This window comes from Lactococcus taiwanensis (assembly GCF_017068355.1).
GTDB classification, from domain to species: Bacteria; Bacillota; Bacilli; order Lactobacillales; family Streptococcaceae; genus Lactococcus; species Lactococcus taiwanensis.
In genome coordinates this window covers 999,159-1,012,089 of record NZ_CP070872.1, presented here as the reverse complement: position 1 = coordinate 1,012,089, position 12,931 = coordinate 999,159, and the positions used below count along the sequence as shown (strand labels likewise).

Here is a 12,931-nt window from a genome sequence, read left to right as displayed (position 1 = left end):
TTTTAAATCAAGCCTGCATCTTCTAGTATTTCTTCAAGATAAGTGCCCTTGATTTTTTTCAAACCATAATGAAGTGCTTGTTTTTTCACAAATGGTAGCTCCATATCTGACAACTTTTGACGATCTGAAAGGTAGTAGACGGAATTTGCCAAGGCACGTAAGTCATAAGCTGAAGCATAGACTTCAGGAACACCACGTTCTACATTTAGTAGTTGATATACTGCTTCCATCGCTGTACGAACGGAATATTCAGTAGTAAAAACTGTATCACGTTGCGTTTCTGCAAAATTCCCAATAAAAGCTAAGTTCACGGAGCCGTTAGGGATGACCAGTGGGCGATCACCAGGTTCACGGAGCATGAAATAGGAAGTGATAAAGGGCATATAAACAGGGATAGTATTTGTGTTATTTTTGACGAAATCATCAATTTCTTCTTCGGGCATTCCTAAGTGATAAAGTAATTCTTGTGTGATTTCCTCACCTGTACAATCCTCAATTGGTTTTTTGATATAGTTTCCAGGTGTATTTGAAAGAAGGCCATAGACCCAAGTTACAGTTTCTTGGTCCTTTTGTTCTTTAAAATGAGGTTGGCGGTGAGTGGTAAAAGAGAGCAACCAATTAGAATCTTTTACAGTAATAATCCCCCCAGTGACCACCTTACCTGAGCGCAACTGACGATGCGTCAGTTTTTCAAAGTAAGGTTGTATTTTTAAGTTCTTCCAAGTTACCGTTGCTGATACTACCCAGGACGCTTTTGGTAAGTTCTGACAAAAAACATCCGGATGACCAAAGTCTTCAGATTGCTTAGCTAGATTTCGCCAAAGTTTCCAAGAACCTCCTAATTCCGTAGTTTTAGGAGCAGGCATTGTAGCTGTACCTTGGGTTGAACTTTCGGTAATAGAACCGTTTGTCACAAAAACGAAATCGTCTTCTGTCAGTTTAATGACAGAGCTGTCAGTAAATAACAAAGCCCTTGCAACCTTTTTTCCTGCTCTGATATCAACTTCCACATTTTCCACTTGGGCCCCATACTTAAAATCAACATGATGTGCTTTCAAGTAAGCAACCAAGGGTTTAACCAGAGATTCATACTGGTTATACTTGGTGAATTTGAGCGCGCTGAAATCAGGAAGTCCTTTAATATGATGGATAAAGCGCATAATATAGCGACGCATCTCGATAGCTGAGTGCCATTTTTCAAAAGCAAACATCGAGCACCAATAGAGCCAAAAATTAGATTCAAAAAATTCTTCTGTAAAACAATCTTCAATAGTTTGCCCGACGAGCAACTCTTCTTTGGTCATGAATAAATGAACAATTTCTTCTTGAGCTTTTGGACTTAGAGTAAACTTACCATCATCTTCCACTCGCTCACCGCGTTGATGGATAATCCGACAGTTGGAAGAATTAGGGTCATCAAGGTCTAAACGGTAAAATTCATCCAAAACGGACGCATTGTCCACCTCTAATGAAGGAATCGATCGAAATAAATCCCAAAGGCATTCAAAGTGATTTTCCATTTCTCTTCCACCACGCACTACAAAGCCATCATGGGGGATAAATGAGCCATCTAAAGACCCACCCGATAAAGGAAGTTCCTCCAAAATATGAATGTTTTCCCCTTTCATTTGCCCATCACGTAGTAAGAAAGTTGCTGCCGCAAGTCCTGCTAAACCTGCACCCACAATATAAGCTGATTTTTTATCGACATGTTCTGGTTTTCTTGGACGTACGAACGCCTCATAATTTCCATTCGTGTAACGCATTATTCTCTCCTCCTTTTCTTAATTAATTTCATGATAATACAAGAAGAAAACGATTGCAAATTTAGCAATCGTTTTTTGTACACTCTGTCTATTTGTGTCTAACTTCACTGACAGAGCTGTCAGTAAAACTTAAGAAGTTTATCACAAAAAAAGCACTGACAAAATCGTCAGTGCTTTTAAAAATATTATTTGCTTTCTTCAGTGAAGTCACCATCAAATGTATTATCATCTTTTGGTCCTTCTTGCGCATCAGTTGCTTGTCCAGCTTCACCTTGAGCGGCATTGGCTTGTTCATAAAGTTTCACAGCAAGGTTTTGAGCAATTTCAGAAAGGGCTTCTGATTTAGCTTTGATATCAGCAATATCTTCACCTTCAAGTGCTTTTTTGAGTTCTTCTTTAGCGTCTTCAGCTTTTTTAACTTCAGCTTCGTCAACTTTTCCTTCAAGTTCTTTCAAAGTTTTTTCAGTTTGGAAGACCAAAGCATCAGCTTCGTTACGTGTATCAACTTCTTCTTTACGTTTTGCATCAGCGTCAGCATTTGCTTCAGCGTCTTTCATCATTTTATCAATTTCTTCATCAGAAAGACCTGAGTTTGATTTGATAACAATTGTTTGTTCTTTTTGTGTACCAAGGTCTTTAGCTTTAACAGAAACAATACCATTTTTATCAATATCAAATGTTACTTCAATTTGTGGAACACCACGTGGTGCTGCAGGAATGTCTGTCAATTGGAAGCGACCCAAAGTTTTGTTGTCAGCTGCCATTGGACGTTCCCCTTGAAGCACATGAATATCTACAGCAGGTTGATTGTCAGCAGCAGTTGAGAAGACTTGTGATTTAGAAGTTGGGATAGTTGTGTTACGGTCAATCAATTTAGTGAAGACCCCACCCATTGTTTCAATACCAAGTGAAAGTGGTGTAACGTCAAGAAGAACAACATCTTTAACGTCACCAGTAATCACACCACCTTGAATTGCTGCACCCATAGCAACAACTTCATCTGGGTTAACAGATTTGTTTGGTTCTTTTCCAGTTTCTTTACGGACAAGTTCAACAACAGCAGGGATACGAGTTGAACCACCAACCAAGAGCACTTCGTCAATATCAGAAGTTGACAAACCTGCGTCAGACAAAGCTTGGCGAACGGGTTGACGTGTAGCTTCAACAAGATCATGTGTCAATTCATCAAATTTAGCACGGGTCAAAGCCATTTCCAAGTGAAGCGGTCCACTAGCACCAGCTGTGATGAATGGCAAGCTGATTTGAGTTGTTGTTACACCTGAAAGGTCTTTTTTCGCTTTTTCAGCGGCATCTTTCAAGCGTTGCAAAGCCATTTTATCTTGGGCAAGGTCAATTCCGTTTTCTTTCTTGAATTCGGCAACCATCCAGTCGATGATTTTTTGGTCAAAATCATCACCACCGAGTTTGTTGTTACCAGCAGTTGCAAGAACATCAAATACTCCATCACCAAGTTCAAGAATTGAAACGTCGAATGTACCACCACCAAGGTCAAATACAAGAATCTTTTCGTCTTTATCTGTTTTATCAAGACCGTAAGCAAGAGCTGCTGCTGTTGGTTCATTAACGATACGTTCTACTTCCAGACCAGCAATTTTACCAGCATCTTTAGTGGCTTGACGTTGCGCATCATTGAAGTATGCAGGTACAGTAATAACCGCTTTTTCTACTTTTTCTCCAAGATAGCTTTCTGCTGTAGCTTTCAAGTTTTGAAGAATCATTGCTGAAATTTCTTGTGGTGTGTACTCTTTACCATTTGCAGAAACTTTTTCAGATGTTCCCATTTTTGATTTAATAGAAATGATTGTTTCTGGGTTAGTTACTGCTTGACGTTTTGCAGCGTCACCGACAATGATTTCACCATTTTTGAAGGCTACAACTGAAGGTGTTGTACGATTTCCTTCTGGATTTGGAATAATTTTTGATTCAGTTCCTTCAAGAACTGCTACTGCTGAGTTTGTTGTACCAAGGTCAATACCGATAATTTTAGACATATTTATATCTCCTTTTCTTATTACTTATGGATAGTTTAACGACTTTGCGGTCATTTTATTTTTTATTTTATTGTGCAACGACAACCATTGCTGGACGAAGTAAACGTTCGTGAAGTTGATAACCTTTTTGGAAAACTTGCACGATTGTATCAGCCGGATGTTCATCATCCGCTGGGACAGTTTGAACAGCCATGTGAAGATTATGGTCGAAACTTTCATAAGAAACTTCTTCAACACCTTCTTCTTTAAGGGCTGAAATTAAACTTTCTTGGACCATTTCAAGGCCTTTTTTGACATCCTCTGTCAAACCTTCAACAGCGAGTGCACGTTCAAGGTTATCAAGGGAAGCCAATATTTTTTTAGCTAAATCTTGAGAACGGTACTTGATAAGTTGGAGACGTTCTTCATTTGCACGACGTTGTACATTTTGCATTTCCGCAGAAACCCGGAGGAATTTATTTTCCCACTCATCCGCAAGCTTTTGTGCTGCTTCAACTTCAGAAATTTCATCCTCAACAATATCTTCAAGCGCTTCTTCAGTCAATTCTTCTGTGACTTGTTCCTCCGCTTGTTCATTTTTAATCTCTTCTTTTGCTTCTTCGGACATACGCCCTCCTTTTTTAAATAACTTTTTTATCATTTACTAATTTCATAATGGTTACCATCAAGGTAACGATAATAGTCGCTTAATTTCATCGTGATTACTTTCGCGACCAAATCAAGTGTTGAAAGCGTTCGTTGATAATCCATCTCAACTGGTCCAACTACTGTTAATGTTCCCAAACCACGGTAAGGTATGACAAATTTTTGCGATATAATCGTTAGATTTTTCATATACTTTTCATCATTTTCGAACTTAACGGCACGCATTTCGTCGTTGTTAGTAAGCTCTCTAATCTCTTGCAACATTCTTTGATCATCGCTAAATAATTTATAAAGCTCACCTAAATTATCTGTCGCATAATCAAAAATGTTTTTCCGACCTGCAACCGTTAAATGCTCAACGAACAGGTCAGAAAAGATTGATTCAAATAATCCAAGAACTTCGCTGGTAACTTTAAAATAGCGTTGCACAATCTGAGGTATCTCTGTTCGTAAGATATAATGGATATCAATTACTTTTTTACCCACCATCCGCTCTTTGACGAGATTGGTAAACACGCCAATGTCAGCTTCGGTCATCGATTTTGGAAGTATAAACTGATTCGTTCTCACTTCACCTGTGCCCAAAGTAATGACGGCAAGGACAGAATGACTGTCCAACATGACCATTTCAAAGGATACTAACTCTTGATCTTTTTGCGGAACGTTGAGTACAAAACTTGTTAAACCCGTAAGTTCGGATAAAATTTTTGCACCTGTTTCAAATAGATCAGTTAATCGATATAACTCCCCATCAAAGGCTTTCATTACTTTGAAAAGATCATTTTGACTAAACTGGTCTAGCTTAATGACGTTTTCTACAAAGTACTTATAACCTGACACACTCGGAACACGTCCACTGGAGGAATGTTCTTTTTGAATCAGTCCTAAATTTTCCAATGCCTTCATATCATTTCTGATGGTTGCACTAGATGCTTGAATACTGTCAAGCAATGATTTTGAACCAATAGGAGTATGATCTTTTGCATAAAGAGAAACGATCAGATTTAAGATTTGTCTTTGACGTTCTGTAATCATTGACGACTCCTTTCGCTCCTAACATAAGGAACATTAACATCTGGACAACAAAAGGATAAAGCATTTCGTTGTAGCCTCTTTTATCACTTAGCACTCTAAAGCTCTAAGTGCTAACAAATTTATTATAACCCTTTGGGAAGTCCTTGTCAAGGAAAAAGTCATAAAAATTAGCACTCTTTTGACAAGAGTGCTAATTTATCTTTTATAAGAGCTTCAAAACCTTGGAGTTATGCCAAATATTCATCAAAGCGATAATTAGAACAATAAAGGGATAAAACGCTGACATGTCGATTTGCTTTTGAAAAAGGAGCAGGAAATAATCTAACAAAAGAAATCCTGCTATCACTTCGAGAAGGACAAAAGTTACCCGCCAAAACTTTAAGAGTAAAAAGAGAAGGGCTACAAGAATGACTAAGAACACCAAGCTGCGCCAACTCAAGAACGAAAAGTGCCAGCGAGCGGTAAGGTTTGTTGTATTACTAGCAAAATTATTAAAGAAATCTGTAAAAAAATTAGGGTAAGTTTTCAACTTTTGGACACAAAGCATGACCGTATAAAGAAACAAACCCACATTAATAGTAAGTAATAAGCGTATCTTAAGTAGCATTCTTTCCTCTAAATTCTTACCTGCATAACCCATCTTTAATCAGGGAGCAAGCTTCGATATTCTTCAAGCGTCAAATGATGTGTCGTCATGTATTTAGCGTTTTCGACTCCCACATAACGAAAATGCCAATCTTCATAGTCTACTCCTGTAGTAGATTTTTTATCTTTGGGAAAACGCAAGACAAAACCATAATCAGGCGCTAGTTCTGCTACTTGCTGAGCTACAGTACTCTCATTTAAACTATCAATATCACTCATATCAATAGCAAGACCTGTATTATGCTCAGAGCTTTCAGGAGGTTGGGAGTAAGTCTGAACATTTTTTATCGCTTGCTCTCGCGAGATCGTCGATCCATCCGTATTTACGGTGCCATGCCCTTCCATCTCATCTTTAATGTAACCTTCGTAAAGAGTATTCTGATAAGCTACTGAACGATAGCCAGAGATGAGATGTTCTGCAGGTGAAATTTTCTGTGCAGCAGCAAGGAACTGTTCAGTTGACTGGACAATTCGCTGGTCTACTTGAATATTACCAACCGTCGCTAAATCAGGATTCATTTCAGGCTGAGGAGAATCCCTACTGACGAGCACAAGTTCCCAATCTGAACGTTTCGCATCGGGTAAGTCTTTTAAGAGAGCAGCATTTTTATTAGTTTGTGCTGTTCTCTCGTGTGCACTTTGTGCTGTTTCTTTTTTGGTTGAGCTGCTACTCGAAAACAAGATGGCGGCAATCACTGCGGCAATCAAAAGAACAAGTAAAGACAAACTCAGGAGAATCCGTTTTTTCATTATTTTGTTAATATTTTATTTCCTAACTCACGGTAACTCATATCTCCGACTTTTCCAACAGAAAATTTTCCATTTTCATAGGTGAGATGAGTGACCGATCCATTATCTAAGCCGTGAGGCCTTGGGAGCTCAGGGCGAATCAATTTTACAAAAGAACCAATCGTCATGCCATGGCTGACAATAACGATATTGTTGGCGTCTGCTGCTTCTGACTCTTTAGCAATGTCTGTAAAACCTTCTAAAATCCGACCAGATAATTGTTCCCACGTTTCAGCCCAACCTGCTGTATCCACAGCATAGATGGCATTAGCTACTTTCTCATCATCTGGGAAACCTTCTTCTAAACTACCATTTTCAGCAAAGATACGCGGTAATACACCGTCAAAAAGTTCTCCATCATAGCCGCCATCAAATGATCCAAAGCACCACTCCCGTATCCGTTTATCAAAGCGATAGGGGATGCCTTCATTCTCAGAATTGGCTAAGATAAAACCCATGGTTTGGATGGTCCGACCCGAATCAGAAGAATATGCCCTGTCGAATTTGATTCCCTTCGCCTTAAATCCCAGACCCAATTCGGTGACACCCATTTCCCCAGCTGCTGTCAGTGGCGTATCTGACCACCCCTGCGCACGGCCAATTGTATTAAACATTGTTTTTCCGTGTCTTACTAAGTAAATATTAACCATAAGTCTTCCCCTTTGCTTTTTCACGTTATCACTCATTAAAAAACTCTTATGAATGAGTAACCAACTCTCTTTATTATAACAAAAGATTAGAGCGTTTTCATCTTTTTTTTAGTTATAAGATGGTAAACTCTCTGTTGAATCGTTTTTCTGAGATAACTTTAATATCACTTTTACCTAAGTAAATGAGGTAATCGCCCACGCGTGCAGCACCACCAAACATCAGGCTAAAACGCAGTTGCTCATTATCCCTAGGGTTCCAAAAACAAATTTGTTGATCGAATAAATGTTGAACCCACTCCTCTAGAGGTGCTTCATCATGTTTTACTTGCCAAGCTTTGACAATCCGTTCGCCCATTTTTACTTGCATTTTTACCTCTTCATTTTGAAATGTATTAATTTTTAAAAGAGTGGATAGGCGCTGGAATTTGACCGCCACGAGCAATAAAATCTGCTGACGATGCCTTGTTTACTCTCATAACTGGAGCAACACCGAAAAGTCCACCAAATTCAATTTGTTCGCCTTCTTTGCCCATAGGAATAATCCGTACTGCTGTCGTTTTTTGATTAATGACCCCGATAGCGGCTTCGTCAGCAATCATTGCCGCAATGGTAGATGCCGGTGTTTCTTCAGGAATTGCAATCATATCCAAGCCAACTGAACAAACACAAGTCATGGCTTCTAACTTTTCAATATTCAATGCCCCAGAATTGACCGCGGCAATCATCCCTTCGTCTTCTGAAACTGGGATAAAGGCGCCTGAAAGTCCACCAACACGTTCAGCTGCCATAACTCCGCCTTTTTTCACGGCGTCGTTAAGCATTGCAAGAGCGGCTGTTGTTCCATGAGTCCCAACAGTTTCAAGTCCCATTTCTTCCAAAACGCGTGCAACCGAATCGCCGATTGCTGGTGTAGGTGCAAGTGATAAATCAACGATTCCAAATTCAACATTAAGTCTTTCTGAAGCCATTTGACCAACAAGTTGACCAATTCTGGTAATTTTAAAAGCTGTCTTTTTAATGGTTTCGGCTAAAACATCAAAAGATGCTCCACGGACTTTTTCAAGAGCACGTTTAACTACACCAGGTCCTGAAACTCCAACATTGATAATCGTATCTGCTTCCCCAACTCCATGAAAAGCTCCTGCCATAAATGGATTGTCTTCGACGGCATTAGCAAAGACAACAAGTTTGGCATTGAGCCATTTATCACCTTTAGACATGATTTTGATGGTTTCACCCATATCTCGAACTGCTGTCATGTTAATTCCTGTTTTAGTTGAACCAACATTTACCGAAGCACAGACGCGCTCAGTTGCTGCTAGAGCTTTAGGCATTGATTTAATCAAAATTTCATCACCTTTTTGATAGCCTTTTTGCACAAGAGCAGAATAGCCACCAATAAAGTCAATGCCAATCTCTTTTGCTGCACGGTCCATTGCAAGAGCAAGTGGTGTGTAATCATCAGCAGCTGTTGCTGCCCCGATAATTGCAATAGGTGTTACAGAAACACGTTTATTAACAATTTTAATACCGAGTTCATGTCCAATCTCGTTACCTACTTCAACAAGTTTTCCTGCTTTTTTGACAATTTTTTGATAGATTTTTTCAGCTGCTTTATCAATATCAGCATCGATACAATCAAGAAGACTGATTCCCATTGTTATTGTGCGAATGTCGAAATTTTGTTCTTCGATCATCGCAATTGTTTCTTTAATATTTTGAATATCCATTAGTATTAAATTTTTCCTATGTAAGTTACTGATAGCTCCATCAGTAGCTTTTTCTCTTTTTTTCTGCTCTGTACATCTTTTTTTCCGTCTCATTTACTGACGGCTTCGTCAATCCTTATAACTTATGCATGGCATTAAAAATAGCTTCGTTTTGCACATGAACCGTGACGCCAAGAGCTTCTCCTTGACGGGAAAGTTCTGCTTGTAAAGCTGTGAAATCACTATTTTCAGTCTCAACAACCATCATCATCGTAAAAGCACCACTCATTAAAGTTTGAGAAATTTCGATGATGTTGGCATTAAGTTCTGCTAAGGTTGCAGTTACGCCTGCCACAATCCCAATTTTATCCGTTCCTACCACTGTTACTACTGCGCGCATCTTTGTTCTCCATTCAAAATTTTTATTTATATTATATCATTTTGTTTCTCTGTTTTGCTGACCTCACCCAAAGAGGATTTTTTTATTTTTTATTCATTCGGAAAATCAGTGCATTTTTGCACTGACCATCTGGTCAGTGCTGACGAAGTATGAATTATCAGTGATATTTTGCTATAATCAGCTTATTATGAATTTAAAAACTTTCCTTAATTTCACACGGATTCAAACACTTCCTGCTGCCGTATTATCACCTCTCGCAGGTGTTTTATACGCTTTGTGGTATTTTAAAAGTTTTCATTGGCTCCCGACACTATTTTTCTTTCTCGGACTTGCCAGTATTAATCTTTTTGTCAGTGCGTGGAACAATCTAATGGACTACCGTAAAGCCTTAGATCCGGAGTATAAAAAATGGAATATTATCGTGGCTAAAAACATTAACCCTCGACTAGCTTTCAAGCTTTGTATTTCTTTTTTGGTTTTTGACGTTTTGATTGGACTCATTGTCCTCTATTTGACTAATTGGGCTATCTTGCCATTGGGTGGGCTTTGTTTCCTTATTGCCATCTTTTATACTTATGGCCCTTTTGCATTTTCTCGTTTTCCTCTCGGTGAAATTTTAGCTGGACTGTGTGAAGGATTTTTTGGTTTTTTCTTAGCAGTCTATATCAACTCTTACGATAAAGGCTACTTTTTTATCCGTTTCGAAGGATGGAAAATGACCTGGATTTGGGATTTTAAGCTCCTTTTTCCGCTGGTCTTAATTGGTCTTATGTGCTTTGCTCAAAACTTTAATATTATGCTTAGTGACAACCTTTGTGATTTAGAACAAGATATTCGGAATCAGCGTTATACCTTGCCTTATTACTTAAAAACTCCTGCTAGTTTGACCTTGTTTACCGGGATGTATGTACTTGCGGGGCTGTGTATTCTGGTTAGTATTCTGCTGGGCATTTTACCTTTATGGACTTTACTTATGCTGCTTATCCTCTTTAAGCTAATTCCTAACATCAAAACTTTTCGAGCACGCCAAATCAAATCTGAAACTTTTCATCTTCAAATTGATAACCTCATGCTTTTCAATGGTGCACTAGCGCTCTCGCTTTTTCTCGCCCTACTTTTTGATTAAAAGCACAAAACTTTTTAAAAAACTTTACTCCGTTTTGAGCAAAGTTTTTTTAATGCTTGAATAATTGAAAGAAAGTTTCAAAACCGAGAAAAAGTAAAATTAAACCAATCAAAACACTCATTAATAAGCTTCCAAGAAGGTCTTTTTTTCTGTGTTGATGTTCCTTTTTGGCGGAAGCCTTTTTATTTTGCCCAAATACTAAAAAGGTTAAACAGATTCCCACAGCACATAAACCCAAAAGGAGCGTCCGAGCGAGCGGTGTCGTAAAAAAATCACTCTGCAGCCAAATTGCTGTATCTCTGAAATTTTTCATCGCGTCCCCCTTTTTTTATTTCTTCATTTTTGTGCGGGTTGGACTGACCCATGTTCCTTCGCCAGAAAATCCAAGTACCCCTTTGATTGCAGGGATAAAAGTTGTCGCAATGGTTATCGTGTTCATCTGCCAATACCAAATCATATAAGCGGGGGCAAAAAATAGATACTTCATTTTCGACCCATGATTATCCAATGCACTTGATGCAATAAGCTGCCACACTCCCACTAAAGTCATAAAGGCCGAAAAAACAAAGGCCATATCTAAAACATAGAGCAACTGGTCAAAATTATTAGTCAACACCAAGACAAAAACGAGAAAAATAAGCCAAAGCGAGAAAAAAAGGTAACAAAAACTCCAAAGGATACTGCCAGTTTGATCTAAAAGCAGGATTAATTTTGGAAAATTTTTGATAGGATGTTTCATAATGCGCCAAAAATTCGTCAACCAAGCCTCTGTGCCCCCTTTTGCCCAACGTTTACGTTGCTGGTAAAGCATGTTATAAGTGTTAGGAACGTTCATATAAAACATGATTGCTGGTGCAAAGATAGCGCGCCAACCATTAAACTGTTGATCCCAGGCGATTGAGATATCCTCTGTCGCTCGGTCTTGTCTAAAACCACCACAATCCATGATTGCATCTTTACGATACATTGTATTCGCTCCAGAATAAGCATACATTGTCCCTAAAACCCCCATCTGGGAGCGTTTAATCATGCCTACGATGCTAGAAAATTCAACGGTTTGTGATTTTTCGACCAATAAAGAGCGGTTCTGGACATCCGCATTAGCTGTAACAGCAGCAACATTCTGACCGCCTGGACCTAGAAAATAGTTCATATATTTCCACAGAGCATCCGGAGAGGGAACGATATCAGCATCATTACTTAAAATATAATCCCCTTTGCAAAAAGAGAGGCCAATGTTAAAAGCATGCGCCTTCCCCTTATTCTCATTAATTCTTAATACCCGTAGTTTTTCGTACTTTATACTTAAACGCGCTAATATCTCGGGACTTGTATCGTAAGAACCATCATCACAAACTAACACTTCATAGTGGTGGTATTCAATTTCATTCATTAAATAATCAATCGTCTCCTCAATCATCACTTCTTCGTTATGACAAGGAATCATTATCGTAATAAACGGTTCTTCAGCTTCAACTAAGGGCCGAAAATCTCGCTCTAGGTATTTGCCAACATAAAGCGTCCGATAAAATAAACCGCCGACTGTCCATGCAATTGTGCCTACGATGGGGTAAAACATTAAAAGTTGTGTGAAATGCAACAAAACAGTCATTTTATTTCAACCTTTCCTGCTTTAAATAAGTCTGGAACAAGTTGATTGGGGAGATTTTGTTCGCGCTCAACCACATAATAACGTGTTGCTTCTCTAAAGGATTTGGCACCAAAACGTGTCTCATACATCCTTTCCATAATCTCTTTTCGCTGGTTTAACTTTTGAACATTATAAGTAACTTTTTGAGGGTAGACTTTTTGTTCTAAAATGTTATTACGCCATACCAAGGCCAAGCTTGCTACTAAAACAATAACAAAGAGATACAAAATAATTTCATTCAAGTGCCGCGTTAATAAAAAACTAGCCTCATAATTCCAGTGCAAATAATGCCAAACGTGATGATTCGTCAAAAAAGTGATAAAGATACCAATAGGAAAAATCAAAAATACTAAAAAACAGACATTCACGATTATTTGTCGCGTCTTTAACCACCAATGCCCAGTCTCAAAAAATTGATCTTGCACGAAATTTTTGACTTGCTGTTCACTTTGCTGCTTTAGAGCGACTTTTTTGTTTAACTCTTTCTTCATCTTCATATTGAT

Annotated in this window: 13 protein-coding genes; 1 reads left to right on the top strand and 12 read right to left on the bottom strand. The window is 38.6% G+C overall.

The window, feature by feature from the left end; translation table 11 throughout:
- Positions 1-2 precede the first annotated feature (2 nt).
- From JW886_RS05040 to JW886_RS05000, 9 genes are all read right to left on the bottom strand, one after another.
- Positions 3-1,766: an oleate hydratase gene (locus JW886_RS05040; RefSeq protein WP_205871453.1), complete on the bottom strand. Its 1,764-nt coding sequence runs from the start codon at positions 1,764-1,766 to the stop codon at positions 3-5.
- A 185-nt stretch (positions 1,767-1,951) separates the two neighbouring features.
- On the bottom strand, positions 1,952-3,778 hold the full coding sequence (dnaK, locus tag JW886_RS05035; RefSeq protein ID WP_075524585.1) for a molecular chaperone DnaK: 1,827 nt from the start codon (positions 3,776-3,778) through the stop codon (positions 1,952-1,954).
- A 67-nt stretch (positions 3,779-3,845) separates the two neighbouring features.
- The gene (gene grpE / locus JW886_RS05030; protein WP_075524584.1) at positions 3,846-4,385 is read right to left on the bottom strand and encodes a nucleotide exchange factor GrpE; all 540 of its coding nucleotides are present in this window, start codon (positions 4,383-4,385) and stop codon (positions 3,846-3,848) included.
- Between the two features lie 29 nt (positions 4,386-4,414).
- Positions 4,415-5,458, bottom strand: a complete 1,044-nt coding sequence (gene hrcA, locus JW886_RS05025) for a heat-inducible transcriptional repressor HrcA (protein ID WP_075524583.1) — start codon at positions 5,456-5,458, stop codon at positions 4,415-4,417.
- 642 nt (positions 5,459-6,100) lie between these two features.
- Complete coding sequence (locus JW886_RS05020) at positions 6,101-6,856, bottom strand: M15 family metallopeptidase (RefSeq protein ID WP_373298593.1); 756 nt, start codon at positions 6,854-6,856, stop codon at positions 6,101-6,103.
- Positions 6,853-7,542 (bottom strand): histidine phosphatase family protein, encoded by a 690-nt coding sequence (locus JW886_RS05015; protein ID WP_200406739.1) that lies wholly within the window; start codon positions 7,540-7,542, stop codon positions 6,853-6,855. Before JW886_RS05015 ends, JW886_RS05020 begins: the two co-directional genes overlap by 4 nt.
- Positions 7,543-7,654: 112 nt before the next feature.
- The gene (locus JW886_RS05010; protein ID WP_200406738.1) at positions 7,655-7,909 is read right to left on the bottom strand and encodes a hypothetical protein; all 255 of its coding nucleotides are present in this window, start codon (positions 7,907-7,909) and stop codon (positions 7,655-7,657) included.
- Between the two features lie 25 nt (positions 7,910-7,934).
- On the bottom strand, positions 7,935-9,272 hold the full coding sequence (locus JW886_RS05005; RefSeq protein ID WP_200406737.1) for a PFL family protein: 1,338 nt from the start codon (positions 9,270-9,272) through the stop codon (positions 7,935-7,937).
- Positions 9,273-9,387: 115 nt separating this feature from the next.
- Complete coding sequence (locus JW886_RS05000) at positions 9,388-9,651, bottom strand: ACT domain-containing protein (protein ID WP_075524577.1); 264 nt, start codon at positions 9,649-9,651, stop codon at positions 9,388-9,390.
- Positions 9,652-9,838: 187 nt separating this feature from the next.
- Between JW886_RS05000 and JW886_RS04995 the strand changes: the two genes are divergently transcribed.
- Positions 9,839-10,777, top strand: a complete 939-nt coding sequence (locus JW886_RS04995; protein WP_205871452.1) for a UbiA family prenyltransferase — start codon at positions 9,839-9,841, stop codon at positions 10,775-10,777.
- A gap of 49 nt (positions 10,778-10,826) precedes the next feature.
- On the opposite strand, the gene JW886_RS04990 is transcribed toward JW886_RS04995, so the two are convergent.
- From JW886_RS04990 to JW886_RS04980, 3 genes are read right to left on the bottom strand one after another with little or no spacing between them, the layout of a single operon-like run.
- Positions 10,827-11,090, bottom strand: a complete 264-nt coding sequence (locus JW886_RS04990; RefSeq protein ID WP_200406735.1) for a hypothetical protein — start codon at positions 11,088-11,090, stop codon at positions 10,827-10,829.
- 15 nt (positions 11,091-11,105) lie between these two features.
- Positions 11,106-12,389: a glycosyltransferase family 2 protein gene (locus JW886_RS04985; protein WP_205871451.1), complete on the bottom strand. Its 1,284-nt coding sequence runs from the start codon at positions 12,387-12,389 to the stop codon at positions 11,106-11,108.
- A complete protein-coding gene (locus JW886_RS04980; RefSeq protein ID WP_205871450.1) occupies positions 12,386-12,925 on the bottom strand; it encodes a hypothetical protein in 540 nt (179 codons plus the stop codon). The genes JW886_RS04985 and JW886_RS04980 overlap by 4 nt, the downstream gene beginning before the upstream one ends.
- Positions 12,926-12,931: the final 6 nt, after the last annotated feature.

Bases quoted from the DNA above. Each gene is read 5' to 3' on its own strand.
- grpE (WP_075524584.1), bottom strand. From the start codon at position 4,385: ATGTCCGAAGAAGCAAAAGAAGAGATTAAAAATGAACAAGCGGAGGAA.
- hrcA (WP_075524583.1), bottom strand. From the start codon at position 5,458: ATGATTACAGAACGTCAAAGACAAATCTTAAATCTGATCGTTTCTCTT.
- JW886_RS04990 (WP_200406735.1), bottom strand. From the start codon at position 11,090: ATGAAAAATTTCAGAGATACAGCAATTTGGCTGCAGAGTGATTTTTTT.
- JW886_RS05010 (WP_200406738.1), bottom strand. From the start codon at position 7,909: ATGCAAGTAAAAATGGGCGAACGGATTGTCAAAGCTTGGCAAGTAAAA.
- JW886_RS04995 (WP_205871452.1), top strand. From the start codon at position 9,839: ATGAATTTAAAAACTTTCCTTAATTTCACACGGATTCAAACACTTCCT.
- JW886_RS05005 (WP_200406737.1), bottom strand. From the start codon at position 9,272: ATGGATATTCAAAATATTAAAGAAACAATTGCGATGATCGAAGAACAA.
- JW886_RS05040 (WP_205871453.1), bottom strand. From the start codon at position 1,766: ATGCGTTACACGAATGGAAATTATGAGGCGTTCGTACGTCCAAGAAAA.
- JW886_RS04980 (WP_205871450.1), bottom strand. From the start codon at position 12,925: ATGAAGATGAAGAAAGAGTTAAACAAAAAAGTCGCTCTAAAGCAGCAA.
- JW886_RS05000 (WP_075524577.1), bottom strand. From the start codon at position 9,651: ATGCGCGCAGTAGTAACAGTGGTAGGAACGGATAAAATTGGGATTGTG.
- JW886_RS05015 (WP_200406739.1), bottom strand. From the start codon at position 7,542: ATGGTTAATATTTACTTAGTAAGACACGGAAAAACAATGTTTAATACA.
- dnaK (WP_075524585.1), bottom strand. From the start codon at position 3,778: ATGTCTAAAATTATCGGTATTGACCTTGGTACAACAAACTCAGCAGTA.
- JW886_RS04985 (WP_205871451.1), bottom strand. From the start codon at position 12,389: ATGACTGTTTTGTTGCATTTCACACAACTTTTAATGTTTTACCCCATC.